The following is a 22,700-nucleotide window of genomic DNA, read 5'->3' on the forward strand; positions in this document are numbered from 1 at the left end:
TCGCGAGGGTCAGTTGGAAGCGGTGGCCAGTTCGGCGTTGCCGCCGCGCTGGTGGAAGGTAATCAAGGTGACGATCAGCGCCAGGATCGCCAGGGCAGCCGCGGCCAAGGGCACGCGGGTCAGGCCGAAGCCGTGGGCGATGACACTGCCGCCGACCCAGGCGCCCAGGGCATTGCCCAGGTTGAAGGCACCGATGTTCAGGGTCGACACCAGGTTGGGTGCGGCCTTGCCGTAAGTCACCACGTTGACCTGCAGGGCAGGCACGGCGGCAAAGGCGGCGGTGGCCCAGAGGAACAAAGTGATCTCGGCAGGTACCAGGGCCGTGCTGGTCCAGCTCAACGCCGTGGACACCACTGCCATGGCGGCGAACACACCCACCAGAGTCGCCCCCAGGCGGCGGTCGGCGAGCTTGCCGCCGAGGATGTTGCCCACGGTCAGGCCCAGGCCGATCAACAGCAAGGTCCAGGTGACGCCACGTGGCGATACGCCGGTGACGTCGCCGAGCAGGGGGGCGACGTAGGTGAACAGGGCGAACATCGAGGCCGAGAACAGCACGGTCATGCTTAGCGACAGCCAGATGCCGGCCCCCTTGAGGGCGCCCAGTTCGGCGCGCATGTCGACTTTCTCTTCCTGGCGCTGCAGCGGCAGGTAGCGCACCAGGCCGATCAGTGCGATCACGCCGATGGCGGTCACCGCCCAGAAGGTCGAGCGCCAGCCAGCGGCCTGGCCCAGCGCAGTCCCCAAGGGCACGCCGAGCACGTTGGCCAGGGTCAAGCCGGTGAACATCAGGGCCACGGCCGAGGCGCGGCGGTTGGCCGGTACCAGGCTTGCCGCCACCACCGAGCCGATGCCGAAGAAGGCGCCATGGCACAGGGCGGTCACCACGCGGGCGAACATCAAAAGGTCATAGTCCGCGGCCACCGCGCAGAGCAGGTTGCCGACGATGAACACGCCCATCAGCGTCACCAGCGCGGCCTTGCGCGGCAGACGCGCAGTGGCCAGGGCCATGAACGGTGCGCCGATGGCCACCCCCAGGGCGTAGCCGGTCACCAGCCAGCCGGCACCGGGGATGGTCACCCCCAGGTCCTGCGCCACATCGGGCAGCAGGCCCATGATGACGAATTCGGTGGTGCCGATGGCGAAGGCGCTGAGCGCCAGGATCATCAGGGAAAGAGGCATTGCAAGGTCCTTGTCAGAGCTCTTGGCTCATCTGCTGGAGGAACGCCTGGATGGTGTCCTCGTTGCGTTTGAAGAAGTGCCACTGGCCGATCTTCTGGCTGCTGATGAGGCCCGCGCGCTGCAAGGTGGCCAGGTGGGCGGAGACGGTCGACTGCGACAGGCCGCAGCGTTGGTCGATTTGCCCGGCACAGACGCCGTATTCGGTGCTGTGCTGCTGGTCGGGGAACTGCGCAGCCGGGTCCTTGAGCCAGGTGAGGATTTCTCGCCTTACCGGGTGGGAGAGGGCTTTTATTATTTCGTCGAGATCAAGAGGCATGGTGGGACTCATGGTGTGTAGCGTTATATCGCGATGAGGCGAAATATAAATCGGTATTTCGCGATATACAAATATGAAGAGGTTCTTAGCTGAGCGCGAATCGCTATATCGCGTTATAACGATATGGTTCCCGTGAGTGCTAGACTGGGCGCCATGAACTACCTCGCACACCTGCATCTGGGCGGCCGAGAGCCGCAACAACTGCTCGGCAGCCTGTATGGCGATTTCGTCAAAGGTTCGCTGCAAGGGCGCTTCCCGCCGGCCCTCGAGGCTTCGATTCGTCTGCACCGCCATATCGACAGCTACACCGACAGCCACCCGCTGGTACTGGCGGCGCTGGCGCGCTTTCCCCGTGAGCGGCGGCGTTTTGCCGGGATCGTCCTGGATGTGTTTTTCGACCACTGCCTGGCGCGGCACTGGGACGATTACGCCGCACAGCCGCTGAGCGCCTTCACCGGAGACTTCTACCGCGTACTGCTCGCCGAGCCGGCACTGCCCGGGCGGCTGGCGCATATCGCCCCGTTCATGGCCGCAGACGACTGGCTGGGCGCCTATGGCGATTTCGACACGCTGGAGCAGGTGTTTCGCGGTATCGCCCGGCGGTTGTCACGGCCGGAAGGCATGGACGGGGTGATGGGGGAGTTGGAGGTGTTGTACGAGCCGTTGTTGGCGGATTTTCGCGAGTTCTATCCGCAGTTGCAGGCTTTTGCGCTGGCGAGTCGATGAACCTTCATACGACCGTACGGGCCTTTTCGCGGGTAAACCCGCTCCCACAAGGCACCGCCACCCTTATCGGAGCGGGTTTACCCGCGAAAGGGCCGATTGGACCGCCACACGACTCAGGCCGCCTTCGCTTGCCGTCGCGGCACCGCTTCCCACCCGTCGGCGCCATACAAGGCCAGCTGCACCGCCTGCTGCGCCTGGAACGCCAGCACCGCCCGCTCCTTGCCTAGGCTGGGGATCGGCTCCAGCAGCTGGATGATCACTTCCCCGTGCGGCTGGCGGAACAAACGCATCAGGTGAGACACCAGGTCGTCATCGCCAATAAACGGCGCGATCGGGTCCGCTTGACCGTTGCGCAGGTACTGGATCGCCACCGGCTGCACCGGGGTGCCTTGGTCGATGGCGCCGGCCAGCAGCCGGCCATGGAAGGTACGCAGGGCGCGGCCGTTGGTGGTGGTGCCTTCCGGAAAGATCAGCAGCGGCCGTTGCTGGGCCAACTGCTCACCGATCTGCTGAGACAGGCGCTGGCCGTCACCACCGCCACGGCGGATGAACAGGGTGCCGGCTTTTTCCGCCAGCCAACCGGCCAGCGGCCAGTGGCGCACTTCGGCCTTGGACAGGAACGACAGCGGCGTGAGCATGCCAAGCAGGGGGATGTCGGTCCAGGACACATGGTTGCTGACCCACAGCATCGGCTGTAACGGTAAAGGGCCAATCACTCGGACCTCGAAGGGCAGGGCGGCGACCAGATACCGCATGAACAGGCATGTCCAGCGCTGGCGCCGTTGGCAGGAAGGCTTCAGGCCCAGGCGTTCTCCCAGGGTGATCGCGCTGGCCATGACGATGCCCAGTGCCAGCACCAGCAGCAGACGCGACAGGCGGGCGAATGCCCGCAATCCAGGCATCACACCGCCGCCTTGAAGTGGCGGGCGTAGCGCGGGCAGAGGTCGTCGCGCTTGAGCAGGATGAACACATCGGCGACCTGGAAATCCTCGTCCCAGCACGGTTCGCCGCAGATCTTCGCGCCCAGGCGCATGTAAGCCTTGAGCAAGGGCGGCATTTCGGCGATGACGTTGTTCGGCAGGGCCAGGGTCGGCAGTGGTTTTTTCGGCTCGGCCCGCAGGTGCTCGGTGCACAGGTAGCGTTCGCGCAGGCGCTGCATGATGGCGTGGGCCTGCACGCCGCCGTCCTGCATGGGAATGCTGGCGCACCCCATCAAGTAGTTGTAGCGGCCTTCGTTGAGCACTTCGGCGAGCTCGCCCCAGAGCACGGCAATGGTGCCGCCATTGCGATAGGCCGGGTCGACGCAGGTACGGCCCAGCTCCAGGATCGGCCCCTGCAGTTCCAGCAGGCCGTGCAGGCTGAACTCTTCTTCGCTGTAGAAGCGTCCCAGGCTGCTGGCGGCCTGGTGGTCGAGCAGACGGGTAGTGGCGACCAGTTGGCCGGTGGCCAGGTCACGCACGCCGATGTGGCGACAATGGATGTCGTAGTCGTCCATGTCCAGGCCCAGTTCCGCGCCCTTGAGCTTGGCCTGGAATTCGGCGCTGAACACTTTGAAGCGCAGGGCCTGTGCTTCCTGAAGCGCCGTGGCGCCGACCAGGCGTTCGGCTTGCAGACGGCGTTCAGTGCTGGTGTCGCCAGAGCGTGCGGTCCGAGTCATTGCGAGTCTCCATGAGCCAGCCAAGGGTTGCGGCCGGTCGACTTTGTTGTGCAAAGTCAGCCTAGGTACGCGCGGTGTCACCCCCGTGAAGCTTTGGTGATGCTTGCGTGACAACCCCTGACGAGGAGCCTGAGATGCCCTGGTTGCAACGAGTCAACGACCCCTACCGCCAGCCCGAGGCCCAAAGCCTGGGTGAAGGCTACGCCGCCCTGCTCGAGCGTCTCGGGCCAGTCTCGCCCTTCGAGCTGGCGGTGCTCGGTGGGCGGGCGATGGCGACGCCGGGGCTGGCTTTTCTAGTCGGTTACCAAGCGGCCCTGCGTGTGCTCTGGCCCAGTGCCCCAGCCAGCCTGGGTGCCTTGTGTGCCACCGAGCGGCGCAGCGTGCGGCCGGCGGACATGCAGACCCGCCTGGAGAACCTGCGCCTGACCGGCAGCAAGGATTTCGTCACCGCCGGGCTGGACGCCGAATGGCTGCTGGTGGCGGCGCGCAGCGAGGCTGATGGCGAGAAGCCTCGACTGCAACTGGCGGTGGTCTATCCGGGTGAGGCAGGGGTGACGCTGGAGGCCTTGCCCACCTTGCCGTTGATGCCCGAAGTCGGCCATGCGCGCCTGCAGTTGCACCAGGCCGCCTGCGAACGGCTCGCCGGTGATGGTTGGGATGCCTACGTCAAACCCTTCCGCTCGTTGGAAGACCTCTACGTGCTCGCCGCGCTGGTGGCCTGGCTGTATGGCGTCGGTCAGGAAAGTGCCTGGCCCCAGGACCTGCGGCTGCGTTTACTGGGCCTGCTGGGTGGATGCGCCGAGGGCAGCCGACAGTCCGCCGACAGCGCCGCCTGCCACTTGCTGCTGGGCGGTCTGTTCGCCCAGTTTCATGCGCTGCGCGAGACGATCGACAAAGCCCTGGCGGGCGGGCCGCCTCACTGGATGCAGTTGTGGCAGCGCGATCAGGGCGTGCTGGCGCTGGCCACGGCGGCGCGGGAGAAGCGCCTGCACAAGGCCTGGGCCGCTGTCGGATTGTCATGAAACCCTGGCAGGCTCGCCCGTTCAGCCACGTGAGGGGCGGCCATGGGCAGGTTGGGGAAATTGCTGGGCATTCTGGCAGGGGTGAGCGTTTCGGCGTGGGCCGAGTCGTGGCCGGATCCACAGTGGCAGCGCGAACCTGCGGCCATCGACTGGCAGGCGGTCGAGGCCTATGCCTTTCCCGACCGCGACGAGACCGGGCGCACGGGTGTGCGCAGCGATGCGCTGCTGGTCATCCGTGACGGGCGTATCCTGTATGAGCGCTACGTCGCGCCCACCCGTGTCGACACCACGCACCTGACCTGGTCGATCAGCAAGAGTGTGCTGGCCACTGTGCTGGGGGTGGCTTACGGCGAAGGGCGCTTTACCCTCGATGCGCCGGCATGGCACTACTATCCGCCGCTCAAGGTGCATTCGGAACTGCGCATCGTCGACCTGCTGCATTGGGCCAGCGGCCTGGCCTGGCAGGAGGACTACGAATACGCACCGCTCAAGTCCTCGGTGGTGGCCATGCTGTATACCCGTGGCCGTAAGGACATGGCTGCCTTCACCGCAGCGCAGCCGGCCGAGGTGGCACCGGGCGAGCGCTTTCGCTACTCCAGTGGCGACAGCAACCTGCTGGCGGCGGCCTTGCGCGGCATGCTGCCCCCCGACAGCCGTGATGACTACCCATGGCAGGCGTTGTTCGAGCCCTTGGGTATTCGCCGCGCAGTCTGGGAGCGCGATAGCGCCGGCACCTACGTGGGCTCCTCCTATCTTTATTTGAGTGCGCGAGACCTGGCCCGCATCGGCCTGCTGATGCTGCGTGATGGGCGTTGGCAAGGGCGGCAACTGTTGCCAAGGGACTGGGTGGCGTTCAATCAGCAGCTGTTCGAGCGGGCCGAGGCGATCCCGGACGAGGCCAATCCTGGCGGGCACTGGTGGCTCAACCAGCCGTTGCCGGGCCAGCCGGCGCCATGGCCGGACGCTGCCCAAGACGTCTATGCCGCACTGGGTCATTGGGGCCAGGCACTTTATGTGGTGCCTTCGCAGAAATTGGTGATCGTGCGTTACGCCGATGACCGCGATGGCACCTATCAGCACAACGAACTGCTCAAGCGGGTGTTGGCGGCCGTTGCGGGGGAGGGCAGATGAAGCGCGTCCTGCTGTTGTTGATGGTGGCGTTGCTGGTGTGGGCGTTGCACGAGCGTCAGGCGTTGGCGGATTTTCCAAGCATCCTGTCGGCCTACTCGGCCAAGGAGTACTGCTCGTGCCGCTTCGTCATGGGCTTCGATGAGGTCTACTGCCGGGGTTATGTACAGCAGTACCTGCCCTTGGGCAGGTTGGAAGAGGACCACGCGCGACGTCGGGTGCTCGCTGAAGGCTTGGGGCGGCGCAATCAGGCAGCCTGGGTGAACGCGCGGGAGGGCTGCCGCTTGCTGCCGTGAAGGCGGGCGGGTAAGGTTGACGGCCTTGTTACACGAGATTTCAAATGTTCAAACTGCCCCGTCTACTGCCTGCTCTGCTCATGGCCTTGTGCCTGCCTGCCCATGCCAGCTGGCACCTGGATGGCGAGTCCTCACGTTTGTCTTTTGTCACCAGCAAGAATGGTGACACCTCCGAGGTGCATCGCTTCCTGGTGTTCCATGGCAAGGTCGACGGCAAAGGCAATGCCCTGGTCAGCATCGAAATGGATTCGGTCAGCGGTGGCATACCGCTACGTGACGAGCGCATGCGCAACGAGCTGTTCCAGGTCGCCAAGTTTCCCGAAGCCCTTGTGCAGACGAAGATCGACCTGCGCCCCATCAACGACCTGGCCAATGGCGCGCAGGTCGAACTGCGTCTACCGGTGACTGTGACCCTGCACGGGCAATCGCACCGCTACGACACCTTGCTGCTGGCCACCCGTCTGGATGAACGTCGTTTCCAGGTGGTAACCCTGGAGCCGTTGATCCTGCGTGCCGAGGAGTTCGATCTGTTGCCGGGGCTGGCGTCCCTGCGCAAGCTTTCCGGTGTTGCGTCCATCAGCCCATCGGTGCCGGTGAGTGCGGTGCTGATCTTCTCCGCCCGCTGACATGCCGGGGCCGGTCTTCCCCTGGCGGGATGGCAACGAGTTCGAACTGCTGATCGACGGCCCCGAGTTCTTTCCGCGCATGCTCCTGGCGATCGTGCGCGCCGAATTCCAGGTCGATCTGGAGCTCTATCTGGTCGAAGCCGGTCGCTGTGCAGATGCGGTGGTCGAGGCCTTGGAGCAGGCCGCCAGCCGTGGCGTGCGGGTTCGCTGCCTGTTCGACGATTATGGCTCGCTGGCCTTCCCCTCAGCGTTGCGCCAACGCCTGGAGGCGGCGGGCGTACAGGTGCGCTACTACAACCGCCTGCGTTGGCGGCGTGGGGTTCGCAACCTGTACCGGGACCACCGCAAGCTGTTGCTGGTCGATGAATGCTGGGCAGTGGTGGGCGGGACGGGCGTTACCGATGAATTCTGGACCCCAGGCGTCGACACCAGCGAATGGCATGAAGTGATGGTGCGAATGGAAGGCCCCATCGTCACCGACTGGCAACTGTTGTTCGATCGCCAGTGGCACGCCAACAATCGGCGCACCGCCTGGCGGCCAGCCGAGGGCTTTGGCCTGCCCCGCCTGCCGCGGGTGCCCGCCCAAGGCCAGGGCATGGGCCGGGTGGCCTACGCCGACGCCCGTCAGCATCAGGACATCTTGCACTCGCTGGTGCGTGCCCTCAACAGCGGCCAACGGCGCATCTGGCTGGCCACACCGTACTTCCTCCCGACCTTCAGTGTGCGTCGCTCCCTGCGACGAGCGGCGCAGAAGGGCATCGACGTGCGTCTATTGCTCACCGGCCCGCGCACCGACCACCCGGCGGTCCGTTACGCCGGGCACCGCTATTACCCCCGTCTACTGCGCGCCGGCGTTCGGATCTTCGAGTATCAACCGTGCTTCCTGCACCTGAAGATGGTGCTGGTGGACGAGTGGGTCAGTGTGGGGTCATGCAACTTCGATCATTGGAACCTGCACTTCAACCTCGAGGCCAATGTAGAAGCCCTCGACCCGCCCCTGACGGCGGCGGTGGCCGCCAGCTTCGAGCGAGACTTCGCCCTCAGCCAGGAAGTCGACCTGGCACGCTGGCATGCCCGGCCCTTCTGGCGTCGGCTGCAGCAGCGGTTGTGGGGGTGGCTCGACCGGCTGGTGGTCAATCTGCTCAATCGTCGCGACTAGACCTGTGGTGAGTACCCGTACACGCTGAAGCGGACTATCGTGCAGGGATTGTTCCCATGCAACGGAAGGGGTGGATGCGATGACGGCCAAGAAAATTCTCATGCTGGTGGGTGACTTCGTCGAGGACTACGAAGTGATGGTGCCGTTCCAGGCACTGAAGATGGTCGGGCATACTGTGCATGCGGTGTGTCCGGAGAAGCTGGCCGGGCAGACGGTGCGCACGGCGATCCATGACTTCGAGGGCGACCAGACCTACAGCGAGAAGCCTGGGCACAACTTTGCCTTGAACTTCGATTTCGTGCAGGTTCGGGCCGAGGGGTACGACGCGTTGGTGATCCCCGGTGGCCGGGCGCCTGAGTACCTGCGCCTGGATGAGCGGGTGCTGGCGCTGGTCAAGGCCTTCGACCAGGCGGGCAAGACGATCGCGGCGGTGTGTCACGGGGCGCAGTTGCTGGCGGCGGCAGGTGTGCTGGAGGGGCGTGAGTGCAGTGCGTATCCTGCGTGTGCACCTGATGTACGGTTGGCGGGGGGGCGGTTTGTGGATATCGCTCTGGACCAGGCGCATGTGGATGGGAATCTGGTGACGGCGCCTGCCTGGCCGGCGCATCCTGCCTGGTTGGCGGCGTTTCTGCGGGTGCTTGGGTAGTTTCTTGGACTAGGTCGGTGTCGGTGGGTTCATTCATTTGAGTTGTTGACGCTGACTCACCGTTTCGCCCTTACGGCGGGTCACTTTTGCCCAAGAGCAAAAGAAGGTCGCCGTAAGGGCGAGAAGCGCCATCAGCGCCCCCACCAACATTGGATATTCACACGCTCCTCAAAAAGCTCAACCTACCTGCTCAACCCAATCATTCAAGTTGTAGTAATTGGTCACCCGAGCAATCTTCCCGCAATGGATATAGAAGAACGCCCCCGCCGGCAGCACATACGTCTGTCCGTTGGCCGGTGGCAGCCCTTCGTCGTCGGCCAGGTACTCCCCATGTACGGTGAACTCCGCCGCCGCACGGCTCCCATCGGCATTCTGCATCACCACGATGTCCGCCAGACGCTCCCGGTAGCAGCGGTTCATCTTGTCCATGAACGCTGCAAACGCCGCTTTGCCCATCTGCCGCTCACCCTGGTTGATGTCGTGAATCACATCTTCGCTGAGCAATCCGAGGAAGGCGGGCATGTCGCCAGCATTGAAGGCTGCGTAATAAGCGTTCACAAGTTCGGTAGCGGTCATGGCAATGTTCCTGTCGTGTACGGGAAAGGGAATGGCTTGGGCCGGATGATAGGGTTTCCCCTCAAGCCCGGCTTAGCCGAGCGCGTCATCCACATCGACAAAACGACCGCTAAGCATGGAAATCCGCCTGTTGCACGGCGCCGCGATTGCGCCTTACATCGATGACCTCGCTCGCCTGCGCCTTTCGGTGTTTCGCGAGTTTCCCTACCTTTACGACGGTACGCCGCAGTACGAGGCCGACTACTTGTCCACCTACGCCCGCTCCGGGCGCAGCCTGGCGGTGCTGGCCATCGACCAAGGGCAGGTGGTGGGGGCCTCCACGGGCCTGCCTCTGGTCGACGAGACGCCTGAATTCCAACAGCCGTTCCTGGCCCAAGGGCGCGATCCTGCGAGCGTCTACTACTTCGGCGAGTCGGTGCTATTGCCGGCTTACCGGGGCCAGGGCTTGGGTGTGCGCTTTTTCATCGAGCGCGAGTCTTACGCTCACAAGCTCGCCGAATTCGACTACTGCGCGTTCTGCTCGGTCGAGCGGCCGGCCGGGCATCCCCGGCGTCCTGCCGACTACAAGCCCTTGCACGGCTTCTGGCGCAATCGGGGCTTCCTGCATGAGCCGTCGCTGCGCACGACCTATGCCTGGCGCGACCTCGACGAGGAGCAGGCATCGGCGAAGATTATGTCCTTCTGGCTCAAGGAACTACCCTTGTGATCCGTCTGGCCGCTTGCCAGTACGCCATCGAGCTGCACACGACCTGGGCGGCCTATGCCGAGCACCTCCAGAGCTTGTGCGTCGAGGCTGTCGAGGGCGGCGCGCAGTTGTTGCTGCTGCCTGAGTATGCGGGGTTGGTCCTAAGTGGCCAGTTGCCCTCTGAGCAACGGAGCGACCTGAAGGGATCGATCGCTGGGATCCAGCCGCTGATCGAGCCCTGGCTTGCCTTGTGCGAGGGAATCGCTCGGCGCTGGGGAATCTATCTGCAGCCAGGCAGCCTGCCGGTGCTCGAGACGGACGGGCGCTACCGCAACCGTGCCTGGTTGTTCGGACCGGACGGTGTGCTGGGTTATCAGGACAAACTGATCATGACCCGCTTCGAGCGTGAGCAATGGAACATCGCTGCTGGTGAAGGGCTCAAGGTGTTCGATACGGCGCTGGGACAATTGGGCATCCTGATCTGTTACGACAACGAATTCCCCCTGCTCGCCCGATACTTGGCCGAACGAGGCGCCGACTTGATCCTGGCCCCAAGCTGTACTGACACCGAGGCTGGTTATCACCGGGTGCGCATCGGTGCCCAGGCCCGAGCACTGGAGAATCAGATCGCGGTGCTGCAAAGCCCGACGGTGGGTATGGCGCCTTGGTCGCCGGCGCTTGACGAGAATATCGGACGGGCAGGGCTGTTCGTGCCGCCGGATTACGGCATGCCGAGTAATGGGGTGATTGCCGAGAGCGCCGAGCTTTGCCCTGATGGCAGTCGCTGGCTGCTGGGTAAAGTCGATCTGGAGGAAGTACGTCGGGTTCGACGCGAAGGACAGGTGTTCATCCGGCGGGACTGGCCGGAGCAGTTCGACAGAATTGGATAGGACAGTTGCGGCCCCTTCGCGGGTGAACCGGCTCCTACGAACGCTCCACTGTTTTGGAGTTCAGTGGATGCCCTGTGGGAGCGGGTCCATCCGCGAAGAAGGCGCCGCTGCTACATCAGGCTTACTTCACTTCAACCGCAAGGCTCTGCGCGATCTTGCTCTGCCACAGGGCGGGACCGGTGATGTGCACCGACTCACCGTTGCTGTCCACCGCGACGGTGACCGGCATGTCCTTGACCTCGAACTCGTAGATCGCTTCCATGCCCAGCTCGGCGAAGGCCAGGACCTGGGACTTGCGGATTGCCTGGGCCACCAGGTAGGCGGCGCCGCCAACGGCCATCAGGTACACCGCTTTGTTGTCCTTGATCGCCTCGATGGCGGTCGGGCCACGCTCGGACTTGCCGATCATGCCCAGCAGGCCGGTCTGCTCGAGGATCTGGCGGGTGAACTTGTCCATGCGGGTGGCGGTGGTCGGGCCGGCAGGGCCTACCACTTCGTCACCGACCGGATCGACCGGGCCGACGTAATAGATGAAGCGGCCTTTGAGGTCGACCGGCAGCTCTTCGCCGCGGTTGAGCATCTCGACCATGCGCTTGTGCGCGGCGTCACGACCGGTGAGCATCTTGCCGTTGAGCAGCAGGGTCTCGCCCGGCTTCCAGCTGGCGACTTCTTCCGGGGTGATCGCATCGAGGTTGACGCGGCGGGCGCTCGGGCCGGCTTCCCAGACGATTTCCGGGTAGGCGTCCAGCGACGGCGCTTCCAGCTCGGCCGGGCCGGAGCCGTCCAGCACGAAATGGGCGTGGCGGGTGGCGGCGCAGTTCGGGATCATGCAGACCGGCAGCGAGGCGGCGTGGGTCGGGTAGTCCATGATCTTGACGTCGAGCACGGTGGTCAGACCGCCCAGGCCCTGGGCACCGATACCCAGCTGGTTGACCTTCTCGAACAGCTCCAGGCGCAGTTCTTCGATGCGGTTCTGCGGGCCACGGGCCTTGAGCTCATGGATGTCGATGGACTCCATCAACACTTCCTTGGCCATGACCGCAGCTTTCTCTGCAGTGCCGCCGATGCCGATACCCAGCATGCCAGGCGGGCACCAGCCGGCGCCCATGGTCGGGACAGTCTTCAGGACCCAGTCGACGATCGAGTCGGATGGGTTGAGCATGGCCATCTTCGACTTGTTCTCCGAGCCACCGCCCTTGGCTGCGACGTCGACCTCGACCTTGTCGCCGGGCACGATGGAGTAGTGGATGACGGCCGGGGTGTTGTCCTTGGTGTTCTTGCGGGCACCGGCGGGGTCAGCCAGGATCGAGGCGCGCAGGACGTTTTCAGGCAGGTTGTAGGCGCGACGCACACCCTCGTTGATCATGTCGTCGACGCTCATGGTGGCGCCATCCCAGCGCACGTCCATGCCCACGCGCACGAACACGGTGACGATACCGGTGTCCTGGCAAATCGGGCGGTGGCCGGTGGCGCACATGCGCGAGTTGATCAGGATCTGGGCGATGGAGTCGCGCGCAGCGGGCGACTCTTCACGCAGATAAGCCTCGTGCATCGCCTGGATGAAATCGACGGGGTGGTAGTACGAGATGAATTGCAGGGCGTCGGCAACGCTCTGAATCAGGTCGTCTTGCTTGATCACGGTCATGCAGCGCGCTCCTCTTAAAGACGGGAACATTCAAAAAGGCTCTTCCGACACAGCCGACCAGCGCGTCGAAACACCTTGCAAGGCGCGCCGGCAGGCAGTGGCCGACGCAAAAGGGCGCGGCAGTATAGCGCGCATCGATGCCCGGCACACCTGCGCGTGGTCTGGACCAAGGTCGGCATGCTGTGGGCATCCTTTTTGCTCAATTGCCGGGCAAGCCCTAGAGTGGGCGCAGTGATGTGTGGAGATGTTTCGATCATGCCCGAACTTCGCGTCGGCGAGCACCGCTGGAGCGTGCCGGCCGCCAGCAACCTGCTCGACGCCCTCAACGAGGCCGGCTATGCCGTGCCCTACAGCTGCCGCGCCGGCAATTGCCACGCCTGCCTGGTGCATTGCCTGGAAGGCCAGCCCGAGGATGCCATGCCCGAGGCCTTGAGCAGTGAGCAGCGCGAGCAGGGCTGGCGCCTGGCCTGCCAGTGCCGGGTGAACGGCGATCTGCAGGTCGCCGTCTTCGACCCGCTGACCGACGGCTTGCCTGCACGGGTCTGCGAGCTGGACTGGTTCGGTGACGTATTGCGTTTGCGTCTGCAACCCGAGCGGACTCTGCGCTATCAGGCAGGCCAACATCTGGTGCTGTGGCAGCAGGGCGTTGCACGGCCTTATTCGCTGGCCAGCCTGCCAGGCGAGGACAGGTTTCTGGAGTTTCATCTGGACTGCCGCCTGCCGGGTGCCTTTTGCGATAAAGCCAGGCATTTGGTCGTCGGCGACGGACTGCGCCTGGGTGAGCTCAGGGGCGGTGCCCTGCACTACGACGCCGGGTGGCAGGATCGGCCGCTATGGCTGCTGGCGGCAGGGACAGGGCTTGGGCCGTTGTGGGGGATTCTGCGCGAGGCGCTGCGACAGAGGCATCAGGGGGAGATCAAGGTGATGCACGTGGCGCGGGATCGCCAGGGACATTATCTGGCTGGCCCCTTGAATGAGCTGGCGAGCCGTTATCCACAGGTGAGTGTGTGCTGCGTGACCGCAGAGGCGTTGGAGGAAGCGTTGGCGGGGCTGTGCCCTTCGTCGCGACAGACGGTGGCGCTTGCGTGCGGAGCGCCGGGCAGTGTGGAGCAGTTCGCGCGGCGGCTGTTCATTGCCGGTGTGCCGAGGAACCAGGTGTTTGCCGATGTGTTCACCGAACATGCCTGAGTGAACAGAGGAGGGCGTTGCCCTCCTTTCGCGATGCAAGGCCGCCCCCACAGGTAAAGCGGTGGGCGCTGGCCAAGCCTGCGATGGGCCGCGAAGCGGCCCCAGGGTCCGACAACATCAGACCAGCGGATCACCCACGTGCAGGATCTTCATGCCGTTGGTGCCACCGATGGTGTGGTAGCTGTCGCCTTTGGTCAGGATCACCCAGTCACCCTGTTGCACCAAGCCGCGCTTGAGCAGTTCGTCGACGGCTGCCTGGCTGACCTTTTCGGCTGGCAGCGAGGCTGGGTCGAAGGCGATCGGGTAGACGCCGCGGAACAGCGATGCACGCGCCTGGGTGGCACGGTGCGGCGACATGGCGTAGATCGGCACGTGCGAACGCAGGCGCGACATGATCAGCGGGGTGTAGCCGCTCTCGGTGAGGGCGATGATCGCCTTGACGCCCGGGAAGTGGTTGGCGGTGTACATCGCGGCCAGGGCGATGCTTTCGTCGCAACGTTCGAACGTCGTGTGCAGGCGGTGGCTGGATTTCTGGCTGGTCGGGTGCTTCTCGGCACCTTGGCAGACGCGGGCCATGGCCTTGACCGCTTCGATCGGGTAGGCACCGGCGGCGCTTTCGGCGGAGAGCATGACCGCGTCGGTGTTGTCCAGCACGGCGTTGGCCACGTCGGACACTTCGGCGCGGGTCGGCATCGGGTTCTGGATCATCGACTCCATCATCTGGGTCGCGACGATCACCGCTTTGTTGTTGCGGCGGGCATGCTGGATGATCTTCTTCTGGATGGCGATCAGCTCGGCGTCGCCGATTTCCACGCCCAGGTCACCACGGGCGACCATTACCGCGTCGGAGGCTGCGATCAGGTTGTCCAGAGTCTCGTCGTCGGCGACGGCCTCGGCGCGTTCGATCTTGGCCACCAGCCAGGCGGTGCCACCGGCTTCGTCGCGCAGCTTGCGGGCATATTCCATGTCGCTGGCGTCACGCGGGAAGGAAACGGCCAGGTAGTCCAGGTCCATCTCTGCAGCCAGCTTGATGTCGGCCTTGTCCTTCTCGGTCAAGGCCGGCGCGGTCAGGCCGCCACCTTTGCGGTTGATGCCTTTATGGTCGGACAGCGGACCGCCGATGATCACCACGCAGTGCAGGGCGTCGGCGGTCGCGGTTTCGACGCGCATGACCACGCGGCCGTCGTCGAGCAGCAGCTCGTCGCCGACACCGCAGTCCTTGACCAGGTCGGGGTAGTCGATACCGACGATTTCCTGGTTGCCTTCGGTCAGCGGATGGGCGGTGGAGAAGGTGAATTTGTCACCGATCTTCAATTCGATGCGCTTGTTGCTGAATTTGGCGATGCGGATCTTCGGACCCTGCAGATCGCCCAGCAGCGCGACGTGGCGGCCATTCTTGGCGGCGATGTCGCGGATCAGGCGGGCGCGGGCCTTGTGCTCGTCTGGAGTGCCGTGGGAGAAGTTCAGGCGCGCCACGTCCAGGCCGGCGAGGATCAGTTGTTCGATCACTTCCGGTGAATTGCTGGCGGGGCCCAGGGTGGCGACGATTTTGGTACGGCGGATGGTCATGCACAGACTCCTATAGTGAAGCGCAGCGAAAGGCTACTCCTGAATATCGCTGTAGTCATTGTTCCGTTGCACTACCTCACCAGTTGGCAGGGTGGCGTTTGAACGGTCGGGGTATGCTTGCAGATGCATGTGAAGATTTGCCGCGCCAGGCCGATACACTGTCCATCAAAGGAGATCCCCCATGCGAGCCCTGATCGTTTTAGCCGTCGCGGCCAGTGTCGTCGGCTGCACCCGCTGGTCGATGGACCATCACCTGAACAATGCCTACCGAGCCTATGACCGGGGCGACTGCCAGCGTGTGATGCTGGAGCTCTCGCAGGTGGACCGCACCAGCCGGGCACGGCCGTTCATCCATCCGGAAGTTTCGATGCTGCGTGGCCAGTGCCTTGAGCGTCAGAAGCTCTACATGGACGCGGCCCAGACCTATCAGTACCTGATGCAGCGTTATCCACAGAACGAGTATGCCTACCGCGCCAAGGCGCGCCTGCAGACCCTCGAACAGCTCGGGCACCTGCGTGGCGAGTCGGCGGTGGCGACGCCTGCGACCGGTACACCTTGGCGTTAACACCAAGGTGTTCTTGATTTCATGGAAATGCCGAGTCGCGCTGAGCTAATCTGTTAACCAGATGTAACGCTCACCGCCAGTACCTTGTCTTCCTGGCATCAGGTACGGATCGCGCCACGCCATGTTTATTCAACGCCATATAGAACGCCACCAGTTGCCTTGTGTCCTCAAGGTCTACAACCGGTTCACCGACCAGCAGATCGGCTACTTGGGCAATGCTTCGGAAGACGGCCTGATGTTGATCAGCCATCTGCCGGTACTGGTGGGGCCGGATTTCGAGTTGCAACTGCGCCTGCCGGTGGTTGGTGGCGGGGTGCAATGCATCAATCTTACCGCCAGTTGCCTGTGGTGCCGTGAGGATCAGACCCCCGGCCACTACGACGCCGGTTTCATGCTGTTGCAGCCCCCGCGCGAATACGACGACTTCGTCCGGGCTCTGCGCAACTACTTCAGCTTCCGCCCCATCAACGCCTCCGCCTGAGTCTTCGGCAACGCGCTGCAGCGAATTCGTGGGTGCGGACCGGCCTGTCAGGTCGCTAGACTCTGGTCGACCTTGTTACAGGAAGACCCCGTGAGCTCCAGCATCTTCTGGCACGACTACGAAACCACCGGCATCAATCCACGCTGCGACCGTCCGCTGCAGGTCGCAGGCGTGCGAACGGACTTTGAACTCAACGAGATCGAAGCGCCTATCAGCCTCTATTGTCGTCCCAGCGACGATATCCTGCCGCACCCGGCCGCCTGCCTGGTCACCGGCATCACGCCCGCGCAACTGGCCCGTGAGGGGCTATGCGAAGCCGAATTCATGACCCGGGTCCATGCGCAACTGGCCCGCCCCGGCACTTGTGGCGCGGGCTACAACACCCTGCGTTTCGATGACGAGGTCACCCGCTACAGCCTCTACCGAAACTTCTTCGACCCCTACGCCCGAGAATGGCAGGGCGGCAACAGCCGCTGGGACTTGATCGACGTGGTGCGCACCGCCTATGCCTTGCGCCCGGAAGGCATCGTCTGGCCGCAGCAGGACGGTCGCACCAGTCTGCGCCTTGAACTGCTGAGCAAGGCCAACGGCATCGACCATGGCCACGCCCACGAAGCGCTTTCCGACGTACGGGCAACGATCGCCTTGGCTCGCCTGATTCGCCAGAAGCAACCCAAGTTATATGACTGGTTGTTCCAATTGCGCAGCAAGCACAAGGTGATGGAGCAGATCCGTCTTTTGCAGCCGCTGGTACATGTATCTGGCCGCTTCTCTGCAGAGCGTAATTATCTGGGGGTGGTATTGCCATTGGCCTGGCATCCACGTAATCGGAATGCGCTGATTGTGTGCGACCTGCACCTGGATACCTTGCCGTTATTGCAAGAGACCACAGAAACATTACGACAATGTTTGTATACCCGGCGTGACGAATTGCCTGATGGACAATTACCCGTTCCGCTGAAGTTGGTGCACATCAATCGTTGCCCGGTCGTGGCCCCGTTGACGGTATTGCGCCCTGTCGATCAGCAGCGGCTGGGTCTGGATATGTCGCAGTTGCAACGTCGTGGGGAACAATTGGCCGAGCAACAGCATATTTGGCAGGACAAGCTCGAAGGCATTTACAGCGGCGATGAGTTCGCGCCTAGCGAGGACCCTGAGCAACAGTTGTATGATGGTTTTCTGGGAGACCGAGATCGTCGCCTCTGTGATCAAGTGCGCGCCCTTGACCCTGTGCAATTGGGACAGGGGCACTGGATGTTCGATGACTCGAGGATGTCAGAGCTGTTATTCCGTTATCGGGCAAGAAACTTCCCCGATACCTTGAGTGCCGAGGAGCGGCAGCGTTGGTTCTCGTTCTGTCAGCAGCGCTTGAGCGACCCGCGACTGGGCGCGCCGAACACGCTGGGTGACTTCGAGCAGGCTTGCCAGAGCGCCCTGGCAACGGCAGATGCTGCCGGAAGGGGAGTATTGGAGGCGTGGCAGGCACATGTTCAGCAGTTGAAGGCGCAATATCAACGCTAAGGTGCACGCCCAATAAAAACGCCGGCAATGTGCCGGCGTTTTTATTGGGCGTGTGAGAGGCAGCCAGCTGTCAGTCCAGCAGTGTTGCCCAGCCTTCAACCACATCGCCACCCCATTTGGCTTTCCATTCTTTCAGGGTCTTGTGGTTGCCGCCTTTGGTTTCGATCACTTCGCCATTGTGCGGGTTTTTGTACTGCTTGACCTTGCGAGCACGCTTGGTGCCAGTGGTCTTGACCGCACCGCGCGGAGCTTTGCTCAGTTTGGATTCTGGATCCAGCAGGGCAATCACGTCACGCAGGGACTTGGAATATTCGCCCATCAGTGCGCGCAGTTTGCCTTCGAACTCGAGTTCTTTCTTCAGTTTGTCATCTTGCGACAGGTTGGCCAGACGGGCCTGAAGTTCCTTGATGGCTTCTTCGGTAGCGCGGTATTCGTTGATCAGGGACATGGAGTGGTCCTTAGTGCAATGTTCAAAGAGAAACAGTTCGGGCCAATAATAGACAGGCGATACTCTCAAGTAAACAATTAAAAAGGCAATAAACTGTTAATTGTCGTGGGGCAATGCAGGCATTTGGTTAAGAAAATTTTACATATCGCCCGACAAATTCATCATTTCCTACGTGGTCGGCTCAATTGGCAGCTTTGCCCCTCGCGGGCCGAGCGTGTGTGCTGTAGCGGGCAATCATTACTGCGTTTTTTCTGGCGGGCCGCTAGAATGTGCGCCTTTGCGAAGTTTCCGGAGTCTCCTTCATGCGCACCTATCGACTGGTGATTGCCTGCCCCGACCGTGTCGGCATCGTGGCAAAAGTCAGTAATTTCCTGGCCCTGTACAACGGCTGGATCAACGAAGCCAGCCACCACTCCGATGAGCAGAGCGGTTGGTTCTTCATGCGCCATGAGATCCGCGCCGAATCCCTGCCATTTGGCATCGAAGCGTTTCGCGAGGCGTTCGCGCCGATCGCCGAAGAGTTCTCCATGACCTGGCGGATCACCGACTCGGCCCAGAAGAAACGCGTGGTGCTGATGGCCAGCCGCGAATCCCACTGCCTGGCCGATCTGCTGCATCGCTGGCACACCGACGAGCTCGATTGCGAAATTCCCTGCGTGATCTCCAACCACAACGACCTGCGCAGCATGGTCGAGTGGCACGGCATCCCGTTCTTCCATGTCCCGGTCGATCCCAAGGACAAGCAACCGGCGTTCGCCGAGGTCTCGCGTCTGGTCCAGGAGCATGGGGCCGATGTCGTGGTGCTGGCGCGCTACATGCAGATCCTGCCGCCGCAGCTGTGCCAGGAATACGCCGAAAAAGTCATCAACATCCACCACAGCTTCCTGCCATCGTTCGTCGGCGCCAAGCCGTACCACCAGGCGGCGCTGCGTGGCGTGAAACTGATCGGTGCGACCTGCCACTACGTCACCGAAGAGCTGGACGCCGGTCCGATCATCGAGCAGGACGTGGTGCGTGTCACCCACGCCGACAGCATTGAAGACATGGTGCGTTTCGGTCGTGACGTGGAGAAGATGGTGCTGGCCCGCGGCCTGCGCTACCACCTGGAAGACCGTGTCTTGGTGCATGGCAACAAAACCGTGGTGTTCGACTAAGCGCCGATGGCCGATCCCCGCGACAAGGCTGCGGCGGCGTCGCCGCCCACTCTGGGCGAGGGGTGCCTCGCTCGCTTCGATCTCGAGCGCTTGAGCGAAGAGGCTGGCACCCACTTCCCGGATGCCGCCGCGCTCTGGCGCCAGCTCAACTCGCCTGACGACGCCAGCGCTCCAGCAACGGACGCGCCAACAGGCAAACGAATACCGGGCCCCCGGCGATCAGGTAGAAGTAGTAAGTGACCGCGCGCCAGATCAGGATCGCCGCCGCCGCCGTAGAGCTGCCCACCAGGGGCGTCAGCAGGCTCGCCGAGGTCAATTCGGCGGCTCCGGCTCCGCCTGGCAGCAGGCTGAACTGCCCGGCGCTGAGTGACAGGATCTGCACCAGAAAGCTTGGAATCCACGAAAGCTCCACACCCAGCCCTCGCAGAACCAGGTACAGCACGCTGTAGCGCAGGCTCCAGTGCACACAAGTCAAACTGAAAACCAGAATCAGGATGCGCTTGGGCAGGCGCCAGGTGTCCGTCAGTGCATGGACGAAACGCAACAGCTTGCGCGCCCATTGCCGTCTGCGCCGCGCCGACATGCCCAAGCGGCGTAGTAACCGGCCGTTCAGGCGCATCACCGTGCGCCGGTAGCGCAGCAACGCGAGAATCCCAAGCAGCGCCGAACACAGCAACAGGGCGCTGCCCAACAGCATGCTCTGCTGGGTATGTCCCAGGCTGTGGAACAGGGCATAGCCAGCAATCGCCAGCATCGCGCAGAAGAAGAACACCAGATCGTTCAACTGATCCATGGCGAACACCGCACCGCTGCGCGCCGGGCCGATACGCTCGCGCGCCAGCAGGGCCATGAGGGTCAATGGTCCGCCGCTGCCGCCAGGGGTGGTACAGATGGCGAATTCGGTGGCCATGACCACACCCAGGCTGCGTACCCGGCCGAGGCGTGCCCCTTGTTGGCCGAGCAGCAGCCGCAGGCGCACGGCATTGATCACCCAGCACAGCAGGATCATGCCCAGTAGCACAGCCATCAGGCTCGGGGCAAAGGCGCGTAGGCGCGCCAGCAAATCGCTGCCACCGAGCAAGGTGGGTACCAGCAACGCCAGCAGCAGTGCCAGGCCCAGCCAGCCCAGGCGGTTCATGCCTGGACCTGACGCGCCAGCCAGGCGGATTTGGTCAGGGGTTGACGTCCCTGCGCTAGCAACGTTTGCAATGTCTGCAACCAGTAGTCGCGAGAGGCCGGATGACGCATATCCACGGGATGCAGGCCGAGGCGCAGCGTGGCTGCATTGCGCCAGCGTCGCCCTTGCCAGTCGCAGATCATCCGCGAAAGCCCCCGTCGCCAAGCACTGCGGGCGCTCCACACCAAGCCGGGGGCCTGGATGGCGGTGAACTCCGGGAGGCGATAGAGGTGCTGGGGCGTGCTGGTGTAGCGCAGCGGCAACCGACGCAGGGCCTGGCGTGTGCCTTCGCTCATCAACCAGGCCGGGGCGACGAAACCGGCCACCGGCCAGCCGTGGCGGTCGAACACTTCCAAGCCGGCTTCCAGGCGCAGCAGGGCCTCGGCCTCATCTAGCCCATAGAATTCGCCTTCATGGGTGTAGATTCGGCGCATGAAGAACTCGCGGGCGCTGCGCGGCGGGGGCCCATCATCAGCATGGAAATAGCCGTGCAGGGCCAGCTCGTCGCCCTGTGCCAAGCGTCGTTCGAGCAAGCGGCAGAAGGTCGGCGAGCGGGACAGGGGATTGCGATGATGGAAGTCCGGCACCACCAGCCATGTCATGGGCACGTTGCCCAGGCGTTCCACGGCCTGGACGAACGGCTGGTAGTCCGGCCAGGTTTCGGGCGCGACATCGTGCAGCACCAGCATCAGGCTACGCGGCGCGGCGTCTGTCTCAACCATGGGCGCGTACCTGCGGCTGGTGACCGAGCACGGCCTGGTAGTGCTCCAGCAGGCCATCGACCACATGGTCCCAGGCGTAGTGCAGTTCGACATGACGACGGGCCTGGGCTCCCAGCCGACGGACACCGGCCTCGAAGGTTTCGCGCACAGCGTTAGCCATGGCCTGGGCGTCGTTGGGTGTGCACAGGCGTCCGCAGCGTTCATCGACGATTTCACTGAAGGCGCCGGCACGTACCGCGACCACGGGCAGGGCACTGGCCATAGCCTCGAGGATAACCAGGCCGAAGGTTTCCTGATCGCCTGCATGTACCAGCAGGTCCGCACTGGCGAACAGCCGGGCGACCTCTTGAGGTGGGCAGAAATGGTCGATGACACTGACATTGTCCGGCACATTGGCGGGCATGTTCGAGCCGACCAACAATAAATGATAGTGGCGGCCCAATCGCCTCATGCAGTCGAGCAGCACCGGCAGGTTCTTCTCCCGCGAGCCACGCCCGGCGAACACCAGCAGGCGCGTGGTGTCGGGGATTCCCAGTTCGGCCCGAAGGCCCGGATCGCGGTGTTCGGGGTTGAAGGTGCACAGGTCGACGCCCAGGTGTTGCACATGCACGTCCTTGACGCCTAGCCGACACAGCTTGTCAGCCATCACTTGGCTGGGCGCCAGCACGCGGTCGAAGTTGCCGTACAGTTTGCTGACATAGGCCTCGACGTTGGGGGTGAACCAGTTGCCCATGCGGTTGCTCACCAGCAGCGGCAAGTCGGAGTGGTAGAAGCCGATTACCGGTACGTCGAGCTTGCGCCGCGCTTCCAGGGCGGCCCAGGCCGTGAGGTAGGGGTCACCGACTTCGATCAGGTCAGGCTGCAGGCGCCGCAACACGTTGCACCAAGGGGCCAGGCGGACGGGAAAGCGGTAGCCGTTGCCAAAGGGCAGGGGCGGCGCCGGCACCTGGTAGATGCCATCGGCATCGGTGGCGCTGGCGCCAGGAATCAAAAGGCTGTGACGCACGCCGGGCCTGGCGTCGAGTCGGCGATGTTTGGCATCAAGATAGGTACGTACGCCGCCACTGGCCGGGGCGTAGAACATGGTGATGTCAGCGATGTGCACGATCAGCATCCCTCCGGGATCGTCTTCGGGTCTGTCATCGGGCTGCGATGAGCAGGCGATGACGCGCCTAAAGGTTGACCTTACTGAAGGATAGTTTGTTCGATCGGAGGGAGGCAGCGGTCAGCGTCAAGCTGCAGGGTGCGAGCTGCAAGCTTCAAGCTGCAAGAGCCAGCGGCGCCCTGCCTGCTGTTCTTGCGGCTTGAAGCTCGAAGCTTGCGG

25 protein-coding genes are annotated in these 22,700 nt (G+C 63.5%); 14 read left to right on the plus strand and 11 right to left on the minus strand.

Annotated features, from left to right (window positions below):
* Nucleotides 1–9: 9 nt before the first annotated feature.
* Entirely contained in the window at nucleotides 10–1,179 is a 1,170-nt protein-coding gene (locus tag BLS27_RS11980) for an MFS transporter (RefSeq protein WP_090344930.1), read from the minus strand.
* A gap of 13 nt (nucleotides 1,180–1,192) precedes the next feature.
* Complete coding sequence (locus BLS27_RS11985; RefSeq protein ID WP_043213583.1) at nucleotides 1,193–1,495, minus strand: ArsR/SmtB family transcription factor; 303 nt, start codon at nucleotides 1,493–1,495, stop codon at nucleotides 1,193–1,195.
* Nucleotides 1,496–1,648: 153 nt separating this feature from the next.
* Here BLS27_RS11985 and BLS27_RS11990 point away from each other — a divergent pair, with 153 nt between their 5' ends.
* Entirely contained in the window at nucleotides 1,649–2,221 is a 573-nt protein-coding gene (locus tag BLS27_RS11990; RefSeq protein ID WP_090344932.1) for an acyl carrier protein phosphodiesterase, read from the plus strand.
* Between the two features lie 113 nt (nucleotides 2,222–2,334).
* Here the strand turns inward: BLS27_RS11990 and BLS27_RS11995 are convergent, their stop codons facing one another.
* Nucleotides 2,335–3,123, minus strand: a complete 789-nt coding sequence (locus BLS27_RS11995; protein WP_090344934.1) for a lysophospholipid acyltransferase family protein — start codon at nucleotides 3,121–3,123, stop codon at nucleotides 2,335–2,337.
* Nucleotides 3,123–3,878: an L-ornithine N(alpha)-acyltransferase gene (gene olsB / locus BLS27_RS12000; protein ID WP_090344936.1), complete on the minus strand. Its 756-nt coding sequence runs from the start codon at nucleotides 3,876–3,878 to the stop codon at nucleotides 3,123–3,125. The genes BLS27_RS11995 and olsB overlap by 1 nt, the downstream gene beginning before the upstream one ends.
* A 134-nt stretch (nucleotides 3,879–4,012) precedes the next feature.
* Between olsB and BLS27_RS12005 the strand changes: the two genes are divergently transcribed.
* The 6 genes from BLS27_RS12005 (at nucleotide 4,013) to BLS27_RS12030 (ending at nucleotide 8,755) form a co-directional block, all read left to right on the plus strand.
* Nucleotides 4,013–4,900, plus strand: a complete 888-nt coding sequence (locus BLS27_RS12005) for an acyl-CoA dehydrogenase middle domain-containing protein (RefSeq protein ID WP_090344938.1) — start codon at nucleotides 4,013–4,015, stop codon at nucleotides 4,898–4,900.
* Between the two features lie 42 nt (nucleotides 4,901–4,942).
* Entirely contained in the window at nucleotides 4,943–6,031 is a 1,089-nt protein-coding gene (locus tag BLS27_RS12010) for a serine hydrolase domain-containing protein (protein ID WP_425262100.1), read from the plus strand.
* Nucleotides 6,028–6,324: an amidase gene (locus BLS27_RS12015; protein WP_090344940.1), complete on the plus strand. Its 297-nt coding sequence runs from the start codon at nucleotides 6,028–6,030 to the stop codon at nucleotides 6,322–6,324. The genes BLS27_RS12010 and BLS27_RS12015 overlap by 4 nt, the downstream gene beginning before the upstream one ends.
* Before the next feature lie 44 nt (nucleotides 6,325–6,368).
* On the plus strand, nucleotides 6,369–6,950 hold the full coding sequence (locus BLS27_RS12020; protein ID WP_090344942.1) for a YceI family protein: 582 nt from the start codon (nucleotides 6,369–6,371) through the stop codon (nucleotides 6,948–6,950).
* A 1-nt stretch (nucleotide 6,951) separates the two neighbouring features.
* The gene (locus BLS27_RS12025) at nucleotides 6,952–8,109 is read left to right on the plus strand and encodes a phospholipase D-like domain-containing protein (protein ID WP_070576082.1); all 1,158 of its coding nucleotides are present in this window, start codon (nucleotides 6,952–6,954) and stop codon (nucleotides 8,107–8,109) included.
* A 79-nt stretch (nucleotides 8,110–8,188) separates the two neighbouring features.
* On the plus strand, nucleotides 8,189–8,755 hold the full coding sequence (locus BLS27_RS12030; RefSeq protein ID WP_090344944.1) for a DJ-1/PfpI family protein: 567 nt from the start codon (nucleotides 8,189–8,191) through the stop codon (nucleotides 8,753–8,755).
* Nucleotides 8,756–8,932: 177 nt separating this feature from the next.
* On the opposite strand, the gene BLS27_RS12035 is transcribed toward BLS27_RS12030, so the two are convergent.
* Complete coding sequence (locus BLS27_RS12035; protein WP_043214944.1) at nucleotides 8,933–9,331, minus strand: nuclear transport factor 2 family protein; 399 nt, start codon at nucleotides 9,329–9,331, stop codon at nucleotides 8,933–8,935.
* A 115-nt stretch (nucleotides 9,332–9,446) separates the two neighbouring features.
* Between BLS27_RS12035 and BLS27_RS12040 the strand changes: the two genes are divergently transcribed.
* Both BLS27_RS12040 and BLS27_RS12045 read left to right on the plus strand, forming a co-directional pair.
* Nucleotides 9,447–10,037 (plus strand): GNAT family acetyltransferase, encoded by a 591-nt coding sequence (locus tag BLS27_RS12040; RefSeq protein WP_043214941.1) that lies wholly within the window; start codon nucleotides 9,447–9,449, stop codon nucleotides 10,035–10,037.
* Nucleotides 10,034–10,906 carry a carbon-nitrogen hydrolase family protein gene (locus BLS27_RS12045; protein ID WP_090344946.1) on the plus strand — a complete coding sequence of 291 codons (873 nt, stop codon included), beginning with the start codon at nucleotides 10,034–10,036 and terminating at the stop codon, nucleotides 10,904–10,906. Before BLS27_RS12040 ends, BLS27_RS12045 begins: the two co-directional genes overlap by 4 nt.
* 121 nt (nucleotides 10,907–11,027) lie before the next feature.
* Here the strand turns inward: BLS27_RS12045 and BLS27_RS12050 are convergent, their stop codons facing one another.
* The gene (locus BLS27_RS12050) at nucleotides 11,028–12,551 is read right to left on the minus strand and encodes a fumarate hydratase (protein WP_043214937.1); all 1,524 of its coding nucleotides are present in this window, start codon (nucleotides 12,549–12,551) and stop codon (nucleotides 11,028–11,030) included.
* A 255-nt stretch (nucleotides 12,552–12,806) separates the two neighbouring features.
* On the opposite strand from BLS27_RS12050, the gene BLS27_RS12055 reads away from it, so the two are divergent.
* Nucleotides 12,807–13,739 (plus strand): iron-sulfur-binding ferredoxin reductase, encoded by a 933-nt coding sequence (locus BLS27_RS12055; RefSeq protein ID WP_090344948.1) that lies wholly within the window; start codon nucleotides 12,807–12,809, stop codon nucleotides 13,737–13,739.
* Between the two features lie 117 nt (nucleotides 13,740–13,856).
* Here the strand turns inward: BLS27_RS12055 and pyk are convergent, their stop codons facing one another.
* Nucleotides 13,857–15,308 carry a pyruvate kinase gene (gene pyk / locus BLS27_RS12060; RefSeq protein WP_043214932.1) on the minus strand — a complete coding sequence of 484 codons (1,452 nt, stop codon included), beginning with the start codon at nucleotides 15,306–15,308 and terminating at the stop codon, nucleotides 13,857–13,859.
* Between the two features lie 181 nt (nucleotides 15,309–15,489).
* On the opposite strand from pyk, the gene BLS27_RS12065 reads away from it, so the two are divergent.
* The 3 genes from BLS27_RS12065 (at nucleotide 15,490) to sbcB (ending at nucleotide 17,875) form a co-directional block, all read left to right on the plus strand.
* Nucleotides 15,490–15,873, plus strand: coding sequence for a tetratricopeptide repeat protein (locus BLS27_RS12065; RefSeq protein ID WP_043214930.1), 384 nt, complete (start codon nucleotides 15,490–15,492; stop codon nucleotides 15,871–15,873).
* 121 nt (nucleotides 15,874–15,994) lie between these two features.
* Nucleotides 15,995–16,354, plus strand: a complete 360-nt coding sequence (locus BLS27_RS12070; protein WP_070576060.1) for a PilZ domain-containing protein — start codon at nucleotides 15,995–15,997, stop codon at nucleotides 16,352–16,354.
* Between the two features lie 90 nt (nucleotides 16,355–16,444).
* Nucleotides 16,445–17,875 carry an exodeoxyribonuclease I gene (gene sbcB, locus BLS27_RS12075; protein ID WP_090344951.1) on the plus strand — a complete coding sequence of 477 codons (1,431 nt, stop codon included), beginning with the start codon at nucleotides 16,445–16,447 and terminating at the stop codon, nucleotides 17,873–17,875.
* Between the two features lie 70 nt (nucleotides 17,876–17,945).
* Here sbcB and mvaT read toward each other — a convergent pair whose 3' ends face one another.
* Nucleotides 17,946–18,323 (minus strand): histone-like nucleoid-structuring protein MvaT, encoded by a 378-nt coding sequence (gene mvaT, locus BLS27_RS12080; protein ID WP_043206401.1) that lies wholly within the window; start codon nucleotides 18,321–18,323, stop codon nucleotides 17,946–17,948.
* Between the two features lie 302 nt (nucleotides 18,324–18,625).
* Here mvaT and purU point away from each other — a divergent pair, with 302 nt between their 5' ends.
* Entirely contained in the window at nucleotides 18,626–19,477 is an 852-nt protein-coding gene (purU, locus tag BLS27_RS12085; RefSeq protein ID WP_043206402.1) for a formyltetrahydrofolate deformylase, read from the plus strand.
* A 145-nt stretch (nucleotides 19,478–19,622) separates the two neighbouring features.
* Here purU and gpgF read toward each other — a convergent pair whose 3' ends face one another.
* From gpgF to gpgS, 3 genes are read right to left on the minus strand one after another with little or no spacing between them, the layout of a single operon-like run.
* The gene (gene gpgF, locus BLS27_RS12095; RefSeq protein ID WP_043206403.1) at nucleotides 19,623–20,615 is read right to left on the minus strand and encodes a glucosaminyl phosphatidylglycerol flippase; all 993 of its coding nucleotides are present in this window, start codon (nucleotides 20,613–20,615) and stop codon (nucleotides 19,623–19,625) included.
* Nucleotides 20,612–21,376: an N-acetylglucosaminyl phosphatidylglycerol deacetylase gene (gene gpgD, locus BLS27_RS12100; protein WP_090344953.1), complete on the minus strand. Its 765-nt coding sequence runs from the start codon at nucleotides 21,374–21,376 to the stop codon at nucleotides 20,612–20,614. Before gpgD ends, gpgF begins: the two co-directional genes overlap by 4 nt.
* Nucleotides 21,369–22,481, minus strand: a complete 1,113-nt coding sequence (gpgS, locus tag BLS27_RS12105; RefSeq protein WP_371906704.1) for an N-acetylglucosaminyl phosphatidylglycerol synthase — start codon at nucleotides 22,479–22,481, stop codon at nucleotides 21,369–21,371. The genes gpgD and gpgS overlap by 8 nt, the downstream gene beginning before the upstream one ends.
* Between the last annotated feature and the right edge of the window lie 219 nt (nucleotides 22,482–22,700).

The organism is Pseudomonas guariconensis, from assembly GCF_900102675.1.
In the GTDB taxonomy this organism is placed as follows: domain Bacteria; phylum Pseudomonadota; class Gammaproteobacteria; order Pseudomonadales; family Pseudomonadaceae; genus Aquipseudomonas; species Aquipseudomonas guariconensis.